This is a genomic window from Epilithonimonas sp., assembly GCF_056329745.1.
Map to the genome: position 1 here is coordinate 83,376 of NZ_JBWEYV010000006.1, position 22,479 is coordinate 105,854.

18 protein-coding genes and 3 tRNA genes are annotated in these 22,479 nt (G+C 37.9%); 15 read left to right on the forward strand and 6 right to left on the reverse strand.

From position 1 onward, the window contains the following. The first annotated feature begins 62 nt into the window (after positions 1 to 62). From AC00Y6_RS06205 to AC00Y6_RS06215, 3 genes are read left to right on the forward strand one after another with little or no spacing between them, the layout of a single operon-like run. The gene (locus AC00Y6_RS06205) at positions 63 to 542 is read left to right on the forward strand and encodes a T9SS type A sorting domain-containing protein (protein ID WP_474489751.1); all 480 of its coding nucleotides are present in this window, start codon (positions 63 to 65) and stop codon (positions 540 to 542) included. 4 nt (positions 543 to 546) lie between these two features. After that, on the forward strand, positions 547 to 3,093 hold the full coding sequence (locus AC00Y6_RS06210) for a beta strand repeat-containing protein (RefSeq protein WP_474489752.1): 2,547 nt from the start codon (positions 547 to 549) through the stop codon (positions 3,091 to 3,093). A 13-nt stretch (positions 3,094 to 3,106) separates the two neighbouring features. Further along, the gene (locus AC00Y6_RS06215) at positions 3,107 to 3,511 is read left to right on the forward strand and encodes a hypothetical protein (protein ID WP_474489753.1); all 405 of its coding nucleotides are present in this window, start codon (positions 3,107 to 3,109) and stop codon (positions 3,509 to 3,511) included. Between the two features lie 90 nt (positions 3,512 to 3,601). Here AC00Y6_RS06215 and AC00Y6_RS06220 read toward each other — a convergent pair whose 3' ends face one another. Then, complete coding sequence (locus tag AC00Y6_RS06220; RefSeq protein ID WP_474489754.1) at positions 3,602 to 4,360, reverse strand: hypothetical protein; 759 nt, start codon at positions 4,358 to 4,360, stop codon at positions 3,602 to 3,604. Between the two features lie 56 nt (positions 4,361 to 4,416). Between AC00Y6_RS06220 and AC00Y6_RS06225 the strand changes: the two genes are divergently transcribed. Beyond that, on the forward strand, positions 4,417 to 4,854 hold the full coding sequence (locus AC00Y6_RS06225) for an RNA-binding S4 domain-containing protein (protein WP_474489755.1): 438 nt from the start codon (positions 4,417 to 4,419) through the stop codon (positions 4,852 to 4,854). Here AC00Y6_RS06225 and AC00Y6_RS06230 read toward each other — a convergent pair. Next, positions 4,851 to 5,366, reverse strand: coding sequence for a shikimate kinase (locus AC00Y6_RS06230; RefSeq protein ID WP_474489756.1), 516 nt, complete (start codon positions 5,364 to 5,366; stop codon positions 4,851 to 4,853). The two genes, AC00Y6_RS06225 and AC00Y6_RS06230, sit on opposite strands and share 4 nt — an antisense overlap. Before the next feature lie 109 nt (positions 5,367 to 5,475). Between AC00Y6_RS06230 and AC00Y6_RS06235 the strand changes: the two genes are divergently transcribed. From AC00Y6_RS06235 to AC00Y6_RS06245, 3 genes are all read left to right on the forward strand, one after another. Beyond that, positions 5,476 to 5,548 (forward strand) — tRNA-Lys (locus tag AC00Y6_RS06235). Positions 5,549 to 5,583: 35 nt separating this feature from the next. Then, a tRNA-Leu gene (locus AC00Y6_RS06240) sits at positions 5,584 to 5,666 on the forward strand. Between the two features lie 110 nt (positions 5,667 to 5,776). Beyond that, positions 5,777 to 5,849, forward strand: a tRNA-Lys gene (locus tag AC00Y6_RS06245). A gap of 79 nt (positions 5,850 to 5,928) precedes the next feature. Here the strand turns inward: AC00Y6_RS06245 and panC are convergent. After that, positions 5,929 to 6,774, reverse strand: a complete 846-nt coding sequence (panC, locus tag AC00Y6_RS06250; protein ID WP_474489833.1) for a pantoate--beta-alanine ligase — start codon at positions 6,772 to 6,774, stop codon at positions 5,929 to 5,931. 241 nt (positions 6,775 to 7,015) lie between these two features. On the opposite strand from panC, the gene AC00Y6_RS06255 reads away from it, so the two are divergent. The 8 genes from AC00Y6_RS06255 (at position 7,016) to AC00Y6_RS06290 (ending at position 17,498) form a co-directional block, all read left to right on the forward strand. After that, a complete protein-coding gene (locus AC00Y6_RS06255) occupies positions 7,016 to 7,786 on the forward strand; it encodes a glycogen/starch synthase (RefSeq protein WP_474489757.1) in 771 nt (256 codons plus the stop codon). A 77-nt stretch (positions 7,787 to 7,863) separates the two neighbouring features. Further along, positions 7,864 to 9,417 carry a DUF4270 family protein gene (locus tag AC00Y6_RS06260; RefSeq protein WP_474489758.1) on the forward strand — a complete coding sequence of 518 codons (1,554 nt, stop codon included), beginning with the start codon at positions 7,864 to 7,866 and terminating at the stop codon, positions 9,415 to 9,417. Positions 9,418 to 9,424: 7 nt separating this feature from the next. Beyond that, on the forward strand, positions 9,425 to 11,278 hold the full coding sequence (gene glmS / locus AC00Y6_RS06265) for a glutamine--fructose-6-phosphate transaminase (isomerizing) (protein WP_474489759.1): 1,854 nt from the start codon (positions 9,425 to 9,427) through the stop codon (positions 11,276 to 11,278). A gap of 105 nt (positions 11,279 to 11,383) precedes the next feature. Next, positions 11,384 to 12,802 carry a T9SS ring complex lipoprotein PorK/GldK gene (porK, locus tag AC00Y6_RS06270; protein WP_474489760.1) on the forward strand — a complete coding sequence of 473 codons (1,419 nt, stop codon included), beginning with the start codon at positions 11,384 to 11,386 and terminating at the stop codon, positions 12,800 to 12,802. Positions 12,803 to 12,840: 38 nt separating this feature from the next. Then, positions 12,841 to 13,521 (forward strand): type IX secretion system motor protein PorL/GldL, encoded by a 681-nt coding sequence (gene porL, locus AC00Y6_RS06275; protein WP_474489761.1) that lies wholly within the window; start codon positions 12,841 to 12,843, stop codon positions 13,519 to 13,521. Positions 13,522 to 13,568: 47 nt separating this feature from the next. Beyond that, positions 13,569 to 15,137 (forward strand): type IX secretion system motor protein PorM/GldM, encoded by a 1,569-nt coding sequence (gene porM, locus AC00Y6_RS06280; RefSeq protein ID WP_474489762.1) that lies wholly within the window; start codon positions 13,569 to 13,571, stop codon positions 15,135 to 15,137. A 42-nt stretch (positions 15,138 to 15,179) separates the two neighbouring features. Next, positions 15,180 to 16,397 (forward strand): type IX secretion system ring subunit PorN/GldN, encoded by a 1,218-nt coding sequence (porN, locus tag AC00Y6_RS06285; RefSeq protein WP_474489763.1) that lies wholly within the window; start codon positions 15,180 to 15,182, stop codon positions 16,395 to 16,397. 57 nt (positions 16,398 to 16,454) lie between these two features. Then, positions 16,455 to 17,498: an NAD(P)/FAD-dependent oxidoreductase gene (locus AC00Y6_RS06290; protein WP_474489764.1), complete on the forward strand. Its 1,044-nt coding sequence runs from the start codon at positions 16,455 to 16,457 to the stop codon at positions 17,496 to 17,498. Here AC00Y6_RS06290 and AC00Y6_RS06295 read toward each other — a convergent pair. From AC00Y6_RS06295 to AC00Y6_RS06305, 3 genes are all read right to left on the reverse strand, one after another. Further along, positions 17,491 to 18,006, reverse strand: coding sequence for a hypothetical protein (locus AC00Y6_RS06295; protein WP_474489765.1), 516 nt, complete (start codon positions 18,004 to 18,006; stop codon positions 17,491 to 17,493). The genes AC00Y6_RS06290 and AC00Y6_RS06295 overlap by 8 nt on opposite strands. A gap of 97 nt (positions 18,007 to 18,103) precedes the next feature. Beyond that, the gene (locus AC00Y6_RS06300; protein WP_474489766.1) at positions 18,104 to 20,446 is read right to left on the reverse strand and encodes a TonB-dependent siderophore receptor; all 2,343 of its coding nucleotides are present in this window, start codon (positions 20,444 to 20,446) and stop codon (positions 18,104 to 18,106) included. Between the two features lie 139 nt (positions 20,447 to 20,585). After that, positions 20,586 to 22,478 carry an ABC-F family ATP-binding cassette domain-containing protein gene (locus AC00Y6_RS06305; protein ID WP_474489767.1) on the reverse strand — a complete coding sequence of 631 codons (1,893 nt, stop codon included), beginning with the start codon at positions 22,476 to 22,478 and terminating at the stop codon, positions 20,586 to 20,588. Between the last annotated feature and the right edge of the window lies 1 nt (position 22,479).

The window sequence follows — 22,479 nt, forward strand, 5'->3', positions numbered from 1 at the left end:
GTCTATTTTATGATTTTGCGGTTTCTGTGGTTTCTAAATTTGGAATAAGAAAAATTTATCATATGAAAAATAAAATACCAATGGCTTTTATAGGTTTAATCCCAATGTTTATGGGACTTATAAAAGCACAAAAGACCGTAGTTGCTTCAGGAGGCAATGCCACAGGAAGTGGTGGCACTTCTTCCTATACTGTGGGGCAGATAGATTACCAGCAAAAGGGAACCAATGCTGAGGTAATGGAAGGCGTGCAACACGCTTATGAGATTATCACGCTAGGTGTAGAAGATCTGGACCATAAGGAACGGAATATACTCTTATACCCAAACCCGGTAAAAGATTTTTTGTTTGTTGACTTCAATGATAAAAAGTACCAAGATTCTTCCTATGTCATTTTTGATGCACAAGGTAAACTTGTGAAAAAAGGTAATCTCAATCAGCAAAAATCAGAACTCGACTTTTCTATTTTACCATCATCTGTTTATATCATTCAGATTTTTCAGAACAGTCAAAATATCAAATCATTTAAAATCATTAAAAAATAAGTTTATGAAAAGAATTGTATTAATTGCAGCTTTAGCTTTGGGTACCTATATGGTTTCTGCCCAAGCTCCGGAAAAAATGAGCTATCAGGCCATTGTGCGAAATACATCGGGACAATTGCTGTCGAACCAGAATGTTGCCGTAAAAGTTAGCGTTCTTCAGGGTTCTGCGAGTGGAACAATTGTTTACTCCGAAAGAGTGACAGGAACAACCAATGCCAACGGGCTTGTAAGCCTTGAAATAGGATCAGGAACAGTTCTCAGTGGAACTTTTAACACGATCAACTGGGGAGGGAATTCTTTTTACCTGAAAACAGAAATAGATCCTGTAGGTGGCACCAGTTATACAATCACCGGTACCAGCCAGCTTCTCAGCGTTCCTTATGCGCTTTATGCAAAGTCTGTCGGTGGGGGTGGTGGCGGATTTACGCTACCTTATACCAATACCTTAACCAGTGCATCCGATCTTTTGACCATTACCAATAACGGCGACGGAAGTTCTTTTGTGGGGCAAAATGCCTCCACCACATCCAGTATATCTGCCATTAGGGGAGAGGTTACAAGTACAGCGCCGGGAGGTTTTTCGTCAGCTGTAAAAGGTTTAAATAGTGGTACAGGCGGTTTAGGTATTGGTGTTTGGGGATTGCAAGCAGGTTCGGGTTGGGGTGTATATGGCGTAACACCAAACGGTCTTGGCGTTTACGGAAATTCTTCGGCATCGGGTACCGGCGTGTATGCCAACAGTAATTCGGGAACTGGGCTTACGGCAACTAGTAATAATGGGATCCCGGCTAGCATTGCTATCTTTAATAATGCCAATAATAACAACGTTTTGAATGCCTCTACTGTAGGTAATGGATCTGTTATCAATGTAAGTACTACCGGTAATGGTAGCGGCATAGAAAGTTATACACTAGGTGGTTTTGCGGTGCATGGCGCTACAAGTCAGCAAACTTCTGCAGGTATTGTTGGTGATAATAACGGAGCGGGTGAAGCGATTGTCGGCAGAACAACCAGTGATATTGCCGGTGCTGTAGTTGGGCGTAATGATGGTGGTGGTTATGGCGTGAGAGGTTTTGTAGCTACCAATACAACAGGTACATCTGTCGGTGTTTTTGGGCAGGTTGGTGTTAATGGCAGCAAAGGACGAGCTGGTAGGTTTGAGAATACAAATTCTTCCAACGATAAAAACATACTTGAAGTAGAATCTAACAGTTTAGGAAATATCCCTGATAATACACAAGGTAATGTATCTTCGTTTCTTGCCAGCAATACGAGTAGTGTAAGTGCGGCCGTGAGAGGAGAGGTAAAAACAATATATGGTAATTTTGGAGCGGCTGGTATTTTTGGTGTTTCTTCCGGGACAGGTGGCTTTGGCGGATTATTCCATGCTTCCAACACAACAGGCAATGGCCGTGCTCTAGTTGCAATTTCCGACGGTAATGGCGATGCATTTCTTGCCAATGCAGGCAAAGACGGAGATGCGATTGAGGCTAATGTAAGTGGCACAGGAAGGGCAATTTTTGGCTGGGTACCTTCTTACAGTACGGGCAAAGCTGCAGAATTCAAAAACTTTAATACCAATAATACCAATCCTGTCCTTACTTCTACATCGCTTGGCAATTCTACAGCTGGTGAGTTTTTTGTTGATAATACCAATGGTACTTCAGCTGCGATACATGGTATGGTTAACTCAAAGTTTGCCAACTTTGGTACGGCTGGTGTCTATGGTGAATCTGTGGGGACAGGCGGCTATGCCGGGCTCTTTTATCAGCGTAATGCTGCGTCTGGGACAAGTGCGGCAATGGTCATCAATGATGGAATGGGCGATGCACTTACAGTTAATTCTACCCAAAATGGTGATGGCATCAGCACATCTGTCAATGGAACAGGATCTGCCATAGAGGCTTCTGTTCCGAGTTTTGCAACTGGTAGAGCAGGTTATTTCAGAAACTTTAATACAGCCAGTGGACAAAGCACTCTAGCTGTTACCAATGCAGGTACTGGATCTGCATTTTTTGTTAATCACACGGGTGCATCAGGAAATCTTGCCGTCTTTCAAAATGATAGTGGCAATGTTGCAAGGATAAATAAGGCAGGAAGAGGATTTTTTAATGGTGGGACTCAAAACAGTGGAGCTGATATTGCCGAGGCTTTTGATGTGACAGGTCATTTTTCCAATTATGAAGCGGGCGATATTTTGGTGATATCAACCGAAACAGACAGAACTGTAGAAAAATCTTCTGTTGCTTATTCCAACCTTGTAGCTGGTGTTTATGCCACAAAACCAGGCGTCCTTTTAACCGAAGAAAATATAGACTCCGAATTGATTGGCAAAGTACCAATGGGTGTCATTGGTGTTATTCCAACCAAAGTCTGTTTAGAAGGCGGTTCTATCAAAAGAGGAGATCTGCTTGTTACATCTTCTACCGCAGGCGTTGCTATGAAAGCAGACTTGGATAAGGTGAAAATTGGGCAGGTTTTGGGTAAAGCACTTCAGGATTACAATGCGCCGTCCGTTGGCAAAATAAAAGTTTTAGTAAGTATCAAATAAAAAATTAGAAATAATGAAAATATTATTAATAACAATAGCCCTGCTTTCCGGTAGTTTTTTGATGAAGGCTCAGGAAAATAAAACAGTTGAGAAACAAGATGATATCCAGATTATAAAAGATGCTAAAGCATTTGAAATGAAAATGATGAAGAAAAAGGATGATCAAAAAAGCCTTGAAAAACCTTCAAAATTGGTATCTGAACAAGGCTTGGATCAAAAAAAGCAAAGCGCTACTTCTACCGCCAGTGCTAAGTCGGGGAATCTGTTGACCGCTACTATTAGCACCGAGGATTTTCTAGCCAGTATCCCGAATAGAAAAAAGAGTACGGTGCCAATTGGTATGAAAACAACTCAGACTGTAGGTTTACCAAATACAGCAACATTGGAGGACATCAAAAAAACAATTCCAAAGAATTAGATTATTAAATATTAAAAAGGCTTATCATTTTGATAAGCCTTTTATATTGTCGTTCGTGTTATTAGCTAAATTGATTGTGAATGCCAGGTTTTAATTTCCAGCATCAGCTCTTGATTTTGTACCATAGATTTGGAAATTGAAAACAAAAGTTCTATCAGCCCAATTATAATTACCATAAGGGTAATGAGCATCCCTTGCAAAAGCGGCTCTAGAAGGTACAATGATCACTCCCTGCAGATTGTAATCGGCAGAATCTGGCAGATCAAAAGCTTTAAAATTACTTAAACCTTCTCTAAAACCTTCTATTTCAAAAAAGCTTCTGTCATAGGTTGTCTTGTTGGTTTTATTATAATTATCAATCAAAGACTGCTTCGCATAATAATAAGAAGGGTCAAAAACTGGAACACCACTAAGACCTATTGTGTTACTGAAGGTTGCATCCGATGTAAGAGATATAGTCCCGTTGTCTTTGTTTTTAAGTGCAATGTAGGATACTGTATTTTGCATAATTGTGATTGCGTCATCACTTGCAATTGTTTTTCCAGGATTTGGTTGTAGAGAATCTGCTCTTTTGATGTAAAGTACGCCAGAGTTTAACTTTTGCACATTATAAGAAGATAGCTTTTTCTGATTATTATCGCTGTCGTCATTATCTTTGAAGGCAACCACATTGCCCTTGGCATCCAAATAATGCTCATCCAGAAATTTAGCAATGGCCGTATCGTCCCAGCTGTTTTGTTCCGCAATATTGTCTGCTTTTACTGTAGTGGATGCCGGCTCATCCTCATCTTTTTTACAACCCTGCAATACCAATACAGACAGTGCAAATCCCCAAAGTATTTTCTTCATTTTTTTATTATCGTTAAATTGCGTTGATTTTTAACGGAACAAAAGTATAAAAAATTATGAGAATAGATAAATTTTTGTGGAGCGTAAGATTTTATAAAACAAGGACTCTTGCCGCCGACGAAATCAAAAAAAACAGAGTGGGCATAGGGGAAAGTACCGTTAAATCCTCTCGTGAAGTTAAAATTGGTGACTTAATTAAGATTAGAAAAAACCAAATCGATTATAAGATTAAGGTTCTGGATATCCCCAAAAGCCGTTTGGGCGCCAAATTGGTACCAGATTATGTTACAGATATGACTGATAAAGAACAGTACGACATCCTGAAGATGAGACGTACATCCCAAGATTACTACCGTCAAAAGGGATTGGGGCGGCCAACCAAAAAAGACCGCCGCGATATGGATGATTATTCTGTAGATAATGGGTCAGAAGCTATGGATAATGATGATTGGGATGTTTTTTTTAGTGACAATAAAGAGGATTCCGAAGATTAAACCTTTAGCTGGCGCACAATTTCATCCGAGATTTGCACGGCCTGTTTCGCATCTGTATCTATTGTAAAATGTGCCTGTGAGTAATATGGGTTTCTTTCAAAGAGATGTTTGGCAATAAATTCAGGGACTTCATGGTCTTCAAACTTGGCAATCAATGGGCGTGTTTGCTTTTGTAAAAGTACACGGTCTGTAAGCGTTTTTACAGACGCACGAAGGAAAAAACTGGTAGAGTGGTGGTTGATGAGAGTCATATTATTGTAATAAACCGGCGTGCCGCCACCCAGGCTAAGAATAATATCATCTGTAGAGGATAAAACTTCTTCTAAAATATTTTTTTCCAGCTTACGGAAGTAGATTTCACCCTTTTTTTCAAAGATTTCTGATACGGGCATCAGTTCCCTCTCAGAAATCTTATTATCGAGGTCAATTAATTTAAAATTTATTTTTTCGCTCAAGTTTTTGGAAACGTGAGATTTACCGCTACCCATGTAGCCTAACAAAGAAATTATCATGATTTTATTTTAAACAAAGTTCCAAAAAAATTTTGAGATTTTAAAAAAAGCCCTATCTTTGCACCACTCAAAACGGAACAACAATCTGTTGCAAAGTTTAGAAGTGGCCGACCTGGTAGCTCAGCTGGTAGAGCAATACACTTTTAATGTATGGGTCCTGGGTTCGAATCCCAGCCAGGTCACAAATAAAAAATCCGTAGTGATACGGTTTTTTTTTGCCTGTGTGGTGAAATTGGTAGACACGCCATCTTGAGGGGGTGGTTTCCTAAGGATGTGCTGGTTCGAGTCCAGTCGCAGGCACAGCAAAAAATAATATTGAAAACTAAAGAATTAATACTTCTTGAAATTTTCAAAAACCAAATAGATAATTTTTTAATTATTAATTCTGAATTTTTAGTTAAAAAGTGACCGACCTGGTAGCTCAGCTGGTAGAGCAATACACTTTTAATGTATGGGTCCTGGGTTCGAATCCCAGCCAGGTCACAATTTACGCAAGTAAATTTTTTTCATATTAATATTTTGTGATTTGGTGTAGAAGCTTCTTGTAAAAGAAGCTTCTTTTTTATTCCAAATGCAAATTATCTATTAGTCTTACATTTCCCACGTGTACGACAATAAAGGCGCGGTAATTCTTGTCTTTTGAGAAAAATTCGGCTTCTTTCAATGTGTCTTCGTCTGCAATTAAAAAATATTCCAACTGCATCCCATTGTTGCTGAAAATATCTTCTACACGTTGCTTGATTTCGGGTATGGATAATACACGGAACCATTCATTAACATTATTCAATGTTTTATAGATAATGGTGGAGGCTTCTTTTTCATCCGCAGAGAGTCTCATATTTCTAGAACTCATGGCAAGACCGTTATCCTGCCGGTGGATTTTGACACCATTGATTTTGATATTCAAACCGGTAATCTGAACCAACTTCTCAATGATCTTAAGTTGCTGGAAATCTTTTTCGCCAAAATAAGCATTATCTGGTTTCACCTGTCGGAAAAGTTCTTCTACCACGGTACCTACGCCATCAAAGTGGCCTGGTCTGGCGGCGCCTTCCATCAGGTTTTCAATCCCTCCAAAGTCATAATGCTTTCTTTCCATGCCATTAGGATAGATGTCTTCAACTTTTGGGACATACACAGCATCTACCAAGGTTGATTTTTCCAGAATCCTAAGATCATTATCAATCGTCCGTGGGTATTTCTCCAGATCTTCGGGGTTGTTAAATTGTGTAGGATTAACAAATATAGATGATATAACCACCTCATTTTCTTTGCGGGCGACTTGATATAAAGATAAGTGACCGTCATGCAATGCACCCATTGTTGGGGCAAAGCCAATTGTTTTATGATTCTCTTTCAGGCTCGTAATGTAGTTGGCAAGGGAATCTCTGTCGTAAAAAACTTCCATTAGATTGATGATTTTTTTTTGAAGTTTCAAAGGTAGTTGTTTTGCATTTCCTGTGTTTTCTTATTTTGATGAAAATTATAAATAATGATTTGTGTTCTTTAAAATAGGTGCTTGTTATCCTAATAATTAGGAGTAGTATTATTTGTTAAAGAGTATTAATGTTAACTAAAATAAATGTTTTGATTTAATTTTTTGTAATTTTGCAAAATGAAGTATTTATACTTCTGTTAAAGAAAAGTTTATGCCTAATCAAAAGATTTTATACGTTACTACAGAGATGTATCCCTACCAGGAGGACACCAATATGGGTAGTCTGGTTCACAAAATGGCTCTGAAGATGCATGGAGATGGTAACGATGTCCGGGTGTTTATGCCTAGGTTTGGTCAAATCAGCGAGAGAAAATTTCAGTTGCATGAGGTCATCAGGCTGTCTGGGATGAATATCATCATCAATGATCTGGATCAACCATTAATTATTAAAGTGGCTTCTTTGCCTGGTGAGAGACTTCAGGTTTATTTTATCGATAACGAAGAGTATTTCAAAAGAAAGCAATATTACTTTGATGATGAAGGGGCTCCGTTTGAAGATAATAATGAAAGAGCTGTTTTCTTTGCAAGAGGCGTAATTGAAACTATTAAAAAACTAAACTGGGTGCCGGATGTTATTCACCTTAATGGTTGGATGGCCGCGTTAATACCAATTTATCTTAAGACTTATTACAAAGACGATACTTATTTTAAAGATACAAAACTTGTTCTGTCTGTTTATAACGAAGACGATATCGCTTTGAAGGAAAATACAAAAGAAATCCTTGAATTTGATAATATTTCTGATCTTACATCGTTAGATAAACCTAGTTTCCTGAGTTTTGTAAACGAGAGTATGCGCTATGTGGATACCATCGTTAAAGGTAATGAGTTTTTGGATGATAAGCTAGAAGAAGCTTATAGCAATGCAGAGGTTGAGAAATCAGACTATCTGAATGCAGATTCTATTGCAAACGTTTATTAATAAATCTGTTTCTATAAATAATGATAAAATTTAAACAATTAATAAAATTGCTCCCATTATTATTAATGGGAATAATTATGTTAAATTCTTGTGAAGGTGATTTGGATAACTTGGGATCTAATCTGGTAGAGGGCAATGCTGCTGACGGCTATGATAAAGCCTATAGCCTAATAGCCTACAATGTAGATAACAACGATATTATCCGTGCGGATGCTTCTAAGTTGGACAGTGTTAGGATAGGTGCTTTTTACGAACCTGTTTTTGGTGGTCAAAAAGCCTCTTATGTAACTCAGGTACGTTTGAATGCGTATGATCCCGACTTTGGAAAAAATGCAGTTATAGATTCTGTTGTTCTTACCCTAAAACCTAAGTATGAATCCGCAAAAGACTCTGTAACAATTAATACAGATGAAAATTATGTCTATCCAGACGGAAATATTGCGGCAAAAAAAGTGGTAACTACCTATCCTGTAAGTAAGTACGGAAAAGCCAAAATGGGTGGACAGCGTACGGCTCTTACAATCAATGTGAAGGAGGTAACTGACTTTTTAGGAGGTGCTACGGATTCATTATCATCAGATAAGGCAGTTGCAGAAGGGGTACTTCTTGGAACAAAAGCTTTTAATGGTACCGTTAATTCAGTTAAAATTACTAAGGATGCAGATAACAGCGATATAATTCCGGAAGTTACTACATCATTACGCATTAATCTTGATAAAGACTTTTTTCAAAACAAGATTATCGCCAAACAAGGCAATGCTGTTTTAAAAGACGCCGCATCTTTTATCAGATACTTTAGAGGAATCAGTATTTCTGTAGCAGAAAATGATGGTTATTTGTTCTCCATGGCTCCCAATGATGCTGGAATTACAATTTATTATAAAAACGACGTTACAAACAACGGAACGGTAACTCGTACTAGTGCGCAAACGGTTCTTAACCTGGGATCATCCAACGTGCATCTCAGCCAAATCGATTATAAAAACAGACGATCCGGAACGCCATATTTAGCGGCGATGGCTAATGCGGTAAATGTTAAGAATATATCCAATCCGGTTTCTTCTGCCAATTATGCCTCGAAGCTTTATCTTCAGGGAATGGGCGGTAGTGGAATTGGGATTAAAATCCCTGCTAATACTGTCGCAAAATTGCGAGATATGTATCTTAATAAAAAAATCGCAATTGTTTCTGCTAAAATTCGCCTTTTTAATGATGATCAGTCTTGGGCGAACAACTACAAAAAGCCTGGCAATCTCTTGGTAAAAGAGAAAGATACTATGCGCTTTTTGAAAGATATGTCCGCACTATCTTCTGCAGGTTACAGTCTAGTAAAAACCGGCAACCTTTCCACAAAAGATGCTTATTATGATATTGGGATTACGGCTTCCTTAAAAGATATTGTTGAACATAATTCTAAATTTCAGGATTTTGTAATCAACGTGGGGTCTTATCTTGCAAACCCCTCTAATGGTGCATTGTTGGGGCAAAATTATAATACAAGAGCCTATAATCCATTCAGGATTGTATTGCAGGGTATGGCAGATACTAATAATTTTGGTAATGAAGTGGATGTGAAAACTTATAAAGGTGCACAACTACGATTAATATTTACAGAAAAAACAACTAATTAGATAAATTATGTGTGGAATTGTTGGATATACAGGATTTCGTGATGCTTACGATATTGTAATCAACGGTCTAAGACGTCTGGAATACAGAGGATATGACAGCGCTGGGATAGTACTGGAGAAAACCGATGGGGATTTTGAGATAAAAAAAACAAAAGGAAAGGTAGATGACCTTGTTGCGATTTCAAAAAATCTTCACCACACCTCAACTTTAGGGATGGGGCATACAAGATGGGCTACCCATGGGGTGCCTAGTGATAATAATTCTCATCCACATATTTCTAATAATGGGAAAATAGCTATTGTTCATAATGGTATCATAGAAAATTATGACACCATCAAAACAATGCTTATTAATAAAGATTACGAATTCAAATCCGAGACTGATACAGAAGTGTTGGTTAATCTTATCCAGTATTTTATGGATAAGGGGCCTGCGCTTACTTTTCCAGATGCTGTTCGTTATGCACTTAATGAAGTTTATGGAGCTTATGCAATTTCTGTTTTGCATGAAGATTTCCCAGGACAGGTTGTGGTGGCAAGACTGGGATCACCGTTAGCCATAGGTATTGGTGATAACGAATATTTTGTAGCCTCTGATGCATCACCATTTGTAGAGTTTACAAAAGAAGCTGTTTATCTGGAAGAAGGTCATATGGCTACCATCTCTTTGGCGGATGGGATTGATATCAGAACAATTAAAGAAAACACAAAAATAGAACCCGTTGTACAAGAGCTACGGCTTAATCTTGAGCAGATCGAGAAGGGAGGCTTTGAGCATTTTATGCTGAAAGAAATTTTTGAACAGCCAAAATCTATTCTGGATACAATGCGCGGAAGATTGCTTGTAGATGAAGGTATTATAAAAATGGCCGGAATCTGGGATCATTTGGAGCGATTAACTAATGCAGAACGAATTGTTATCATCGCATGTGGAACATCATGGCATGCAGGTCTTATTGGTGAATATCTGATAGAGGAGTTCGCAAGAGTACCTGTAGAAGTAGAATATGCATCAGAATTTCGTTACAGAAATCCTATTATAGGGCCTAAAGATGTTGTTATTGCCATATCACAGTCTGGTGAGACAGCGGATACTATGGCCGCAATTAAATTGGCCAAGGAGAAAGGTGCTTTTGTCTATGGGATTTGTAATGTTGTAGATTCATCAATTGCGCGATTTACAGATGCGGGTTCTTATACCCATGCAGGTCCAGAAATTGGTGTTGCTTCTACAAAAGCTTTTACAGCACAACTTACCATCCTATCACTTATCGCGATTAAAATTGGTCACCATAATGGAAATCTTGGTAAGGCGGATTTTATGAGATTGGTAACAGAGCTGGATGCTATCCCTAAAAAGGTTGAAGACGTCTTGGCATCAGTTAATGATACGGTTAAGGAAATTGCCCTTCATTTTGTTAATGCCAGCAACTTTCTTTATTTAGGCAGAGGATATAATTTTCCTACAGCATTAGAAGGTGCTTTGAAACTTAAGGAGATATCTTATATCCATGCAGAGGGTTATCCTGCTGCCGAGATGAAGCATGGCCCAATTGCTTTGATAGATGAGAATATGCCTATTGTCATTATCGCTCCAAAAATTGGACATTACGATAAAATAGTGAGTAATGTGCAGGAAATCAAAGCCAGAAAAGGCAAAGTGATTGCCATCGTTAATAAAGGTGATACACAAGTTGCAGCAATGGCTGACTATATTATAGAAATTCCAGAAACAGCAGAATGCTTTTCACCTATACTGGCATCTATACCATTACAGCTTTTAGCTTATTATATTGCGGTTGATCGTGGTACCAATGTGGACCAGCCAAGAAACCTTGCAAAATCCGTAACTGTTGAATAATTTCTGATGCTGTGAAATATTCTTTAACAATTTACGTTTTACATTAAAAATTGATAATTAGTCATAAAAAAAATTATATATTTACCGCTTAATTTCTTTAAATAGATGAAAAGGATATTACTTATACTTTTATCGGCATCTGCTGTTATTTCCTGTTCCAAGGGTAGCAAAGGTAGTTCCGGTAAACCTGGTCTTAAAGGGGAGCTTATACCACGTGGATCATCCAAGTCTTTTGTTGCAGAAAGACCTTATGGTATGGTTCCAATTCCCGGAGGTTCTTTTGTAATGGGAATGGCAGATCAGGACTTTGCAAGTACACCAGAAAAAGCTACGCCAAAGACGGTTACTGTTTCTTCCTTTTTCATGGATGAGACAGAAATTACCAATGCAGAATATCGTGTATTTATTAATGCAGTTCGAGATTCTATTGCCAGAGGTTTATTAGCAGAAGCTGCAGGAGAAGGTGGCGGTGACAATGGCAATGGTGGCAACATTGGGGATTATGCATATGCTTCTAAAAAGACAGCAGAAGATGCAACACCTTATCAGAAATTTTTAGAATCTCAGGGAGGTCGTGATGGCTACGATGAGTCAAAAAAATTGGATTGGAAAGTTCCTATTCATTACAATACTTCAGCTTATCCAGACGAAAAGTATGCGGAAGTCCTGGAGTCTATGTACCTACCAGCTGACAAGAGAATTAATAATGAAAGGATTATTGATTGGTCAAAAATCAAATATAATTATCAGTGGGAAGATGTAGTATCAGCTGTAAAGGACAAAAATAGAGGTGCAAATTATCTTAAAAAAGAAAGTATCGCTGTTTATCCAGATACTACAGTTTGGTTAAAGGATTTTAACTACGCCTATAATGAGCCATTATTTGACCAGTACTTTTGGCACAATGCTTATAAAGAATATCCTGTTGTGGGGGTAACGTGGGATCAGGCCAGAGCATTTTGTGATTTTAAAACTAAATTAAAAACTGATTATAATAACAGTCTTAAAAAGAAAAAGCAAAAATCAATGAGGTTCCGTCTTCCAACGGAAGCAGAGTGGGAATATGCTGCAAAAGGTGGTATTCAAAATGCTACCTATCCTTGGGGTGGTCCTTATCTTCAGGATGACAGAGGCTGCTATCTTGCAAACTTTAAACCAAAAAGGGGTACCTACATAGAAGATGAGAAAAAAGGTAATTATACCTATACAGCTCCTGTTAAAAAATTTCCGAAAAATGGTTATGGATTGTATGACATGGCTGGGAATGTATCTGAATGGACAGAATCACCTTATAACAATTCCACTTATGAATTCTCATCCACTTTAAATCCTTATTTGTCTAATCAGGCATACAGAGAAGTTAAGAAAACTGTACGTGGGGGATCTTGGAAGGATGTAGGATATCTTTTAATGACTGGATATAGGGATTGGGAGAGAAAAGATTCTGCCAGAAGTTACATCGGTTTTAGGACAATACAGGATATTCCTGCCGGAGCGGTAAAATTTACTAGGAAAACTAAATAATAAAATTAACTAACTATTACTAACTAAAATTAAAACAAATGTTTAAAACTAAAGAATCGATCACGAATTTTATCTATTCGTTTGGTGCTGCTATCGTTATCTTGGGAGCTCTATTTAAAATGACGCACTGGCACGTTGGCCCTATTACAGGGAACGTTGCTTTGGCTGCCGGTTTGATTACCGAAGCGTTAATTTTCTTATTCTTTGCTTTCGATCCACCAGCTAGTGAAGAACATTATGCATGGGAAAATGTGTATCCTGAACTATTGGACGAGTCTGCTGAAAGACAGCCTAGAAAGGTTGTAAACAAAGTAGTGGAAAACAAAGAATTGGAATTATCTCTTTCCGATAAACTAGATAAAATGCTAGCAGATGCCAAGTTGGATGTTAGCCTTTTCGAAAGATTGAGAGGAGGAATCGATAAATTTTCTTCTTCTGTAGATCAAATTAACCAAACGGTAGACGTTTCCGCTTCTACACATAAATATAACGAGCAGCTTAATCTTGCGGCGTCTCATTTGGAAAGTATGAACGCACTTTATGCTCTTCAATTAGAACATGGCCAAAAGCAATCTGAATTCTCCAAAAAGTATGTGGATGATATTCAGAAATCTGCCGCTCAGTCAGAAAAATTCAACGAAGAATTACAAGGTCTAACTTCAAATCTCAATAATCTTAACAGGGTTTATGGTGGTATGCTTAGCGCAATGAAGTCTTAATCTCTAACATTTTAATTTATTGTATAATTTAAATTTATTTTATTAAAATGGCAGGAGGTAAACAGACACCACGTCAGAAGATGATCAACCTGATGTACCTGGTTTTCATTGCGATGCTAGCAATGCAGATTGACCAGGAGATCATCAGATCATATAAAGATACAAATCAGTCTTTGACTGATACAAGATTGACAGTTCAGGATAAAAATGATAAAATTTTTAAGAAAACGTTAGAGGCTAAGGCCGCGTCTTCTCCTGAAACTTTTGGACCTTTATTAAATCAATATTCCAATCTAGAAGGTAGAACTAACGATTTGGTTAATTTTATAGAAGGTATCAAAACCAAAATGAGTACAGAAGCGGAATATAATTCCGATTTGCCAGTAGAAGAAAGTTTCACGGCTCTTAATAATACAGAGCCTGCCACAACTAACTTCTTTAAAGATGGAGATGAAAAAAGCCCTTCTAAGACTGCTACTGATTTGCAAACCAAGATTAATGATTTAAGAACTTTTATTGTTTCTACGTTTGGTAATAATCCACAATTTAAAGATGTGGCAACTAGAGCGCAAAAAACGCTTTTAGCAGATTTTCCAAAAGGTGATAAAAGAGCGACTAAGGGGTGGGTGCAATATAAATTTTATAATCAGCCATTGGTTGCTGCGTTATCTAATTTAGAAGTGATTCAGTCAGAAGCAAGAAACCTACAGTCGGATGTTATAACATCTATGCTACAGGAGAAAGTGGATGCGGATATCAAATTTGATGCTTACGAAGCTTTGGTGTCTGGTCCTAGTTCTGTAATGAAGGGTGAACCTGCTCAAATTAAAGTGGCTATAGGTACTTTTGCAAGTTCTGTTCCTGGTTTATCCATTACAGGTGCTCAAGTTGTTAACGGGCAAGGTGTCATTACACCTAATACCAGCACGCCGGGTGAGCAAAAATTTGGTGGTGAGATTTCTTTTACAGATAAAAATGGTAAAGTTGTGAAATTACCATATGCGCATACTTTAACAGTTGTTTCTGGTCAAGAAGCACTTAAAGAACAAAGTGGTGCATTATTGTCTGCGGATAAAATGAATGTGTTATACCGTGGTTTGGCCAATCCAATCTCCGGTTCTATTCTTGGAGCTGATTTAGCTGCGACTACCTTATCTGCTTCTGGTGGATCTGTAAGTGGTAGCAAAGGTAAATGGATGGTTACACCAGGTGGTGGTAGCACTGTTAAATTGACTATTTCCGGTAAATCCCCTAGCGGTAAAGTTATTTCGCAAGGTTTTGATTTCAGGATTAAGAATATTCCTCCACCAAAAGGTGAGATTAGAGGATCCAGTTATGTACCAATGCCATTATCTTCTATTGCTAACCAAACGGTAACAGCAACACTTAAAGATTTTGATTTCCCTGTAAGCTTCAATGTGGTAAGTTTCAAGGTTAAAGTTCCTGGTAAAGCTGTAATGTCTGTTAATGGTAACTCTTTAAGACCAGCTGAGTCTTTGATCAAAGGACTTAGAAGTGGAGATGTGGTAACCGTATTTGATATTCAGGCTTCTGCCACTGGTTTAAGTGGTGTAGTACTGCCAAACATTGGTAACGTTGTAATAAATGTGCTTTAATTACGTTTAAATATTTAGATTGATTTACATTCTATAGATAATATGAAAAAGATTATATATACCTTAATTTGTCTTTCTTCAACGCTTTCTTTTGCTCAAAACAGCATTCTTAATTCTAAGTCACCACAGACTTATAGGGAAGAGCGGGAAGTGAAAAAGGATAGCATTACACCTCTTAAATATGGTTTTATCGAAGATAAGGACATATTGAGAAGTATGGTTGTTTGGGAAATTATTGATATGAATGATAAGATCAATCAGCCCTTTTATCATAATAACGATGGACTGGTTGCCCAAAATAAATCCTTGTATCAGGTTTTGCTAGATGCTGTAAATAGTGGTAAAATTTCTGAAGTTTATCAAGGAGATGATTTTACAACCAGATTAACACCGGAAGGGATTGCGTCTGCAACATCTTCGGTACAGGTTTCAGACTATTTCTCAGAAGTGCTTAACCAGAACAGACTAGAGGATGCTCAGGCCAACAAGCTACTTCCTTATTTTAAAAGTCTAAGAGGAACAGGTAATGAACCTGTTAATTCTCTTTTTGCGAAATACGGATCTAGGCTAGAGGATGTGATGGGATACACCGGCTCAGGAGCTCCTAGTGGTGGAGAAGAAACAGTTACGACAGGTAAGGGCAAGAATAAGAAAACAGTAAAAAGAAAATCACAGGCTCCAACAGTAGATCCGGAGACGGTTCTTGTTAAATTGGATGGTGTTTGGTACAAAATTAACAAAAACGATATCGCAGTTAATGTTGATAAAATTGTAACCAACTCAGAGAAGGTTAAAGCTATCAAATTGATGGGCATGTGGTATGTTGACAAGCGCGACGCCCAATTGAGATACAGATTATTGGGAATTGCAGCCATGGGAGAGGATCCTAATGCGGCAGCGCTGAGAGCCTCACAAATGCAGGCTATTGCAGAATCTGGTCAGCCAGTTGATGCAGCCAGCATGAACCAAGGTACAGATTTGATTGACCTTTTCTGGATTTATTATCCTGATGCACGACAAGTGTTGTCTAGTAATTACATCTTTAATTCAAAAAATTCTACCTCAGATATCACTTTTGATGATGTTCTTAATGCCCGTCGTTTTTCTTCTGTTATCTATAAAACAGATAATGGTATGGGACGTGGCGGCAGTGGTATAATTGATGAATATATCCCAAATGATGCCGAAGGACAGTTGGAGGAGAGCGACAGAATCAAAGCACAAATCTTGCAGATGGAAAATGATATGTGGAATTACTAATATTTCTCATATAGCAAATAGAAAAACCTGAGTATCTTTACTCAGGTTTTTTATTTTATGGAAGAGGTCGATTATATTATAGTAGGAGCCGGGTATGCTGGTATTTTTTTTGCGCATCAGTTAATCAAGGAAAATAAGTCATTCAAGATTTTTTATGATGGCCATGTCTCTGCTTCTCACATTTCCGCTGGCGTGTGCAATCCGGTTATTTTGAAAAGGTTCAATACATTTTGGAAGTCTGAAGAACAGGTGGAATACCTGAACATCATTTTTAACGAAATCGAAAATTATACAGGGAAAAATTACCTTGTTAGGGAAAATGTAGTACGCATTTTTCATAACGAATCGGAAAAACTACAATGGCTTAAAAAGTCCAACAACCAAGATCTTCGCCCATACTTGAATCCAGAATTTGTCAAACTAGCAGCTGTAGAAAATCCTAATGACTCTGGCTTAGTGAATAAGTCTTGCAGAATAGATGTAATGGCTTTTTTTGATGATATGTTAGCTTATCTCCGCAAGAATGGTAATTTGATAGATCAGGCTTTTGATTATCATAATATGGATAATGTTAATAAGCAATATGAGAATTTGAAGTTTGAAAAAATCATTTTCTGCGAAGGCGTTGCAAGCAAGAACAATCCATTCTTCAGAGAAATCCCTATTCAGCCCAATAAAGGTCATTGTCTAAAAGTTAAACTACAAAATAATGTCGATCAATGGACCATTAAGAAAAAACATTTTTTGTTCTCAGTCAAAGATAAAGAATATTACTATGGCGGGACTTATGACCGTTTTGATCAAACCGGTGAAATTAATGAAGGGGCCGTCGATGAACTCAAAATTGGACTGGAAGAAATGTATAAAGGCTCTTATGAAATTCTAGATATTAGTACGGCATTTCGTGCGACAGTAGGGGATAGGAGGCCTATTCTTGGCAGGCATCAGGAGCATGACCACTTGTATATTTTTAATGGCCTCGGTGCGAGAGGTGTTTATAATGGTAGCTATTTTTCCAAAATGCTTTTCGACTTTATAGAAAAAAAGCATCCACTCCTGCCGGAAGTGGATGTTAAACGTTTTTTTAACGATTTTATATAAAAGTCATTACCAGTGCTAAAATAAGTCCTACAGCGGTAAAAATCATTCCCCTTTTAAAGGCTTTTGTTTTTGGGTTAAACATCCAGAAACTGGATATTACGAAGAAGAATAATGAAATACCGAAGAAGGTATTGAGTGGCGATAATGTTTCTTTGGATTGCGATTTGTGAAGCTTGGTCATTTTATCCCAAACATATGGCAATTCTTTTTTCTTGTAATTGGCTTCACCGGTTGCGGAGTTGTAGGTGCCCTGTTTAAAATACATGATGTCACCTTCAGTTTTTTCAATTTCAAAATTTTTGATCTTGATTTCCTTACCTAATTTTTTTTCGTCCAAATGGGCTTCAAATTTTTTATTGTATTGCTTTTCTTTTTTAAGAAAATCGGTATCTCTGTAAACCAAAAGCACTCCACTTATGGCGTAAACCGCCATTATACCAGCCAGAAAATAGCCTAGATAACGGTGGGTAATTCTCATGAAGGTTTTTATATTTTTAATTTTGTCCATAGGTTAAGATTGATTTAATTGCAAAAATATAATTATGAATGAATAATTGGTCAAAAATGCATCAATATTAATGTTTTTTGATCCTTGGAACAATGATTTAAAACTTAAATTCGATATTTCCCAAGACTTGTGTTGGATTTTGTGGCGTCAACCTCACAGACCATGTTTTTTCGTTGGTAATATTATTAACCTTGATTCCCACTCTGAACTTCTTGTGGCTGTAAAAAACGGTGGCGTCTAGAAGTGTATACTGTGGGATGATCACTTGTGCCGTGCTGGTATTGGTATGATAAGACCACGAGCCATAGTTACCACCAAAACCTAGGCCCAACCCTTTCAGATTTCCGTTCTGGATCTCGTAGCTGCTCCAGAAATTGATCATATGTTTTGGTCCCGATAAGCCAGGCCTTCTTCCTTCTACATTGGGATTAGAACGGTTTACTTTACTGTCATTAAAAGCGTAGCCAGCTATAATATTAAGGCCGTCAAATGGATTTGCGTTAAACTCTGCTTCTATCCCTTTGCTAAGTTGCCCGCCATCCTGAATGTTAAAATTTGAATGCGCAGGATCTGTTCTTAATTTATCATTAACATCTATATTGTAATAGCTTAAAGTTCCTACCATCCTATGGCTGAAAATATCACCCTTCACTCCAAATTCATATTGGCTGGCTTGCTCCGGTTTAAAAGAGTTGCCATTAAAATCAGAGCCGCCAACATTGGTAAAGCCATTCATATAATTTCCAAAAAGCGAAATTTTATTTTTAATTACCTCATATACTGCTCCAAATTTTGGAGAGAAGTTAGTTTGCCAATAGTCACCGGTTAAGACACCTGTCGCAATGTTTTGTACACCAAGATTTTGGTAACGGTCAGCACGTAAACTGGCCATCAAAATTAATCTGTCTGTAATATTGAAAGCATCTGATGCGTATAAGGCGTAGCTGTTGTCACCGTTTTTCTCCACACGCGGTGTACCCGTTGCAATTTGGCTGTCGATGTACCCGCTGTTGATAATAGAATTGGCGTCCGGCGTTATAAAGTTAAATGTTTTGCTATTGACCGTAACACGGTCAAAACTGTTGGCATTGTTGTAATAATCAAGTCCAACAACAAGCCTGTTTCTATACTTGCCAATTAGAAAATCTCCAATAAAATTCTGTTGAATATTGGTGGCAATAAAGTTGGTATTACCCTTCATCACCTGTAATCTAAGTGTAGAATCTGTAACGCCGTTCAGAGCAGTGATGTAACCTCCGATGGTAGATCTTGCACGGGAAAGCACCGTTTGAGAAGTCCAGTTGTCTGAGATTTTATAGTTAAGTTGGGTGAAAATATTGGTCATTTCGGTCTTATACGCCAGATCATTGCTACCGAATAATTTGTAATAAGGATAGCCGGTTTCCTCTACAGTTTGTCTTTTGTTACTGCCAAGAAACGGATTGAAGCGTACAACGGATGTTCCCTTTTCGTGCCCATATTCCACATCGAACAAAATGGATAAACGATTTGTAATCTGGTAAGAAAAACTTGGAGCCATTGTCAGGTTGTTCTTGAATCCCAAGTCCTGAAAACTTTTTTGATACGTATTGGCGCCATTTAGGCGAAAAAGAAATGTCTTGCTAGCATTCACAGGTGTGTTAACATCTAACGTAAAACGGTTAAAGTTCCAACTACCAGCAGTGTAGGAAACGCTCCCGCCAAAATCGTTATATGGTTTTTTGGTCACCCGGTTAAAAAGTCCGCCATAAGTGGCCAGATTGGTTCCGAAAAGCGTGGATGAAGGCCCTTTGATAGCTTCGATTTTTTCTAGATTTACTGGATCAATGGTTGTGTAAGAAAATCCTGAAATGCCGTTTCTGACCATTGGTTCTGTTGTAAAACCTCGGGAAAGAAAAGTAACCCTGCCTTGATTAGCCAACATCGGAATGCCGGATCCAGGAACATTTTTGGAAATGCTTCCAAGATCGGTGGCAATCTGTTCCTTAATAAGAACTTCGGGAACGCTGATGTAAACCTGTGGGTTTTCAAGGTTTTTGAGTGGCAATTTAGCAACAAATGGACTTTCTTTATAGGAAAATTTGTTAATCACCTTTGGGATTCTCACTTCCTGAATGGCGTAAATATTTTCCCTTTCAAACTGGAAGTTAACCTTTGATGCTTGGTCTGCAATAATAGTAAAAGGTATTAATTCCTCTTTTGCGCCAATAACCTGAATTTTTAAATGGTAATCCCCGGCTGGAACTTCTTCAAACGCATAATTGCCCTTGGTGTCTGTTAAAGTAGTTTTGTCTAGTTCAACGATTTTCACCGATATTTCCGGTAGTGCATCACCATTGGATTGGGTAATAATTCCCGAAAGATTGATCTTTTTTTCCTGTGCAGACAGAAAAACTGACAGTACCACAAAAAATACTGATAGGATAAAGTGTTTTCTCATAGTTTATTTGCCGTCTTTCTTGTAATCAAAAAGACCGGCAAATATAAAAAGAGATTTTATTTCCTAACAAATAATTTTTATTAATTCTAAATAAATAATTGTTTTGGTAGAAATTTTTCAGCTGAGAATTCATTTTTTTTTAGGAAAGTAACTCTTGTAGCTCCAGCCAACGCATTTCATATTCTTCCAGTTTTCCGGATATGAGTTCCAGTTCTGCAGAGAGTTTAGAAATTTTCTCATAATCAGGCTCGTTATTCAGCTGATCCATTATTTTGCTTCTTTTTTCTTCCAGCTCCGGCATTTCTTTTTCTATTGTTTCCAGCTCCCGCTGTTCCTTGAAAGAGAGTTTTTTCTTCGTAGATGTTTGCTGAGTAACAGTTGCTGGCTCCGGGCTTTTTTCTTTGCCCTTTTGTTTTTCTTCCAACTTTGGGTTTCCAATCTCATTTTTTTTACTTTCTCTGTATTCCGAAAAGTTGCCTACAAAATCCTTGATTTTCCCTTCCCCTTCAAAAGCCAAAACGTGATCTACAATCCGGTCCATAAAATATCGGTCGTGCGAAACGATAATTAAACTGCCCTGGAAATTTTGCAGGAAGTTCTCCAACACCGTTAACGTTGGTAAATCCAAATCATTGGTAGGTTCGTCAAAAATCAAAAAGTTAGGATTTTGGTACAACACATACATCAGGTGCAATCGTCGTTTTTCGCCACCGGAAAGTTTGGAAATCGGGGAGTATTGTGCCTGGTCATCAAAAAGAAATAGCCTTAGAAACTGCGATGCAGAGATGGTTTTGCCATTGGCCAAAGGAAAGTTTTCCGAAATTTCTTTAATAAAATCAATAACGCGCTCATCTTCTTTGTAAGCCAAGCCTTTTTGGGAAAAATAACCAAACTTGATAGTCTCCCCAGTTTCTATTTCCCCGTGATCTTTGGGTTCAAAACCTTGTATAATATTAAGCAAAGTCGATTTTCCGGCACCGTTTTTCCCCACAATTCCTACTTTTTCCCCGCGCTGGAAAGAGTAAGAGAAGTCTTTGAGCAACACATTGTCTCCATAACTTTTATTGATATCTTTCAGTTCAAGGATTTTGTTTCCCAGGCGTTTCATCTCAAAATCCAGTTCTAGAGCATCTTTTCGAGTATCTGTTTTTGCTACTTTTTCGGTATCATAAAAGGCATCGATCCTAGATTTCGATTTGGTGGTTCTTGCTTTTGGTTGTCTTCGCATCCACTCCAGCTCTTTTCTGTAAAGGTTTTGGGCTTTATCAATTGTGGAGTTAAGATTATCCTCGCGAATCATTTTATTTTCCAGGTAAGTAGCATAAGCACCGTTATGAAAGTAGAGGTTTTTGTCCTCCATTTCCCAGATGATGTCACACACCGAATCTAGAAAGTAGCGGTCGTGCGTTACAAGAAGCAATGTGATTTTGGCTTTACTCAGATAATTTTCCAGCCATTCTACCATTTCCACATCAAGGTGGTTGGTAGGTTCATCCATTATCAGTAGCGTATGCTTGTGTTCCGCCCTAGTTTCTGTCAACAATTTGGCTAGCGCCACACGCTTGATCTGCCCGCCGGAAAGTGTTCCCATTTTCAGCGTAAGATCATTGATTTTCAGTTGCGAAAGAATTTGCTTCATTTCATTTTCCAAGTCCCAGGCTTTCTGGCTTTCCATCTCCGTAATGGCTTTTTCCATATCGTCGGGATTATTGGAAAGTAAAGACTGATGGTATTGTTTGAGTGCCATAATTGGTGGCGAACTCAATGTCATCATAAATTCTTCAATGGAAAGTTGGGGATCGAAATCAATCTCCTGATCAAACAAAACCACTTGAATATCTTTGTTAATTATGACATTTCCGCTGTCGGCAATCTCTTTTCCCATTAGGATTTTCAGTAAGGTTGATTTGCCACTTCCGTTTTTGGCGACGATGGCAATTTTATCGCCCTCATTAATATGGAAGCTGATGTTTTCAAACAAAACTTTGATGCCGTAAGATTTGGTAAGGTTTTCTGCAGAAACGTAATTCATT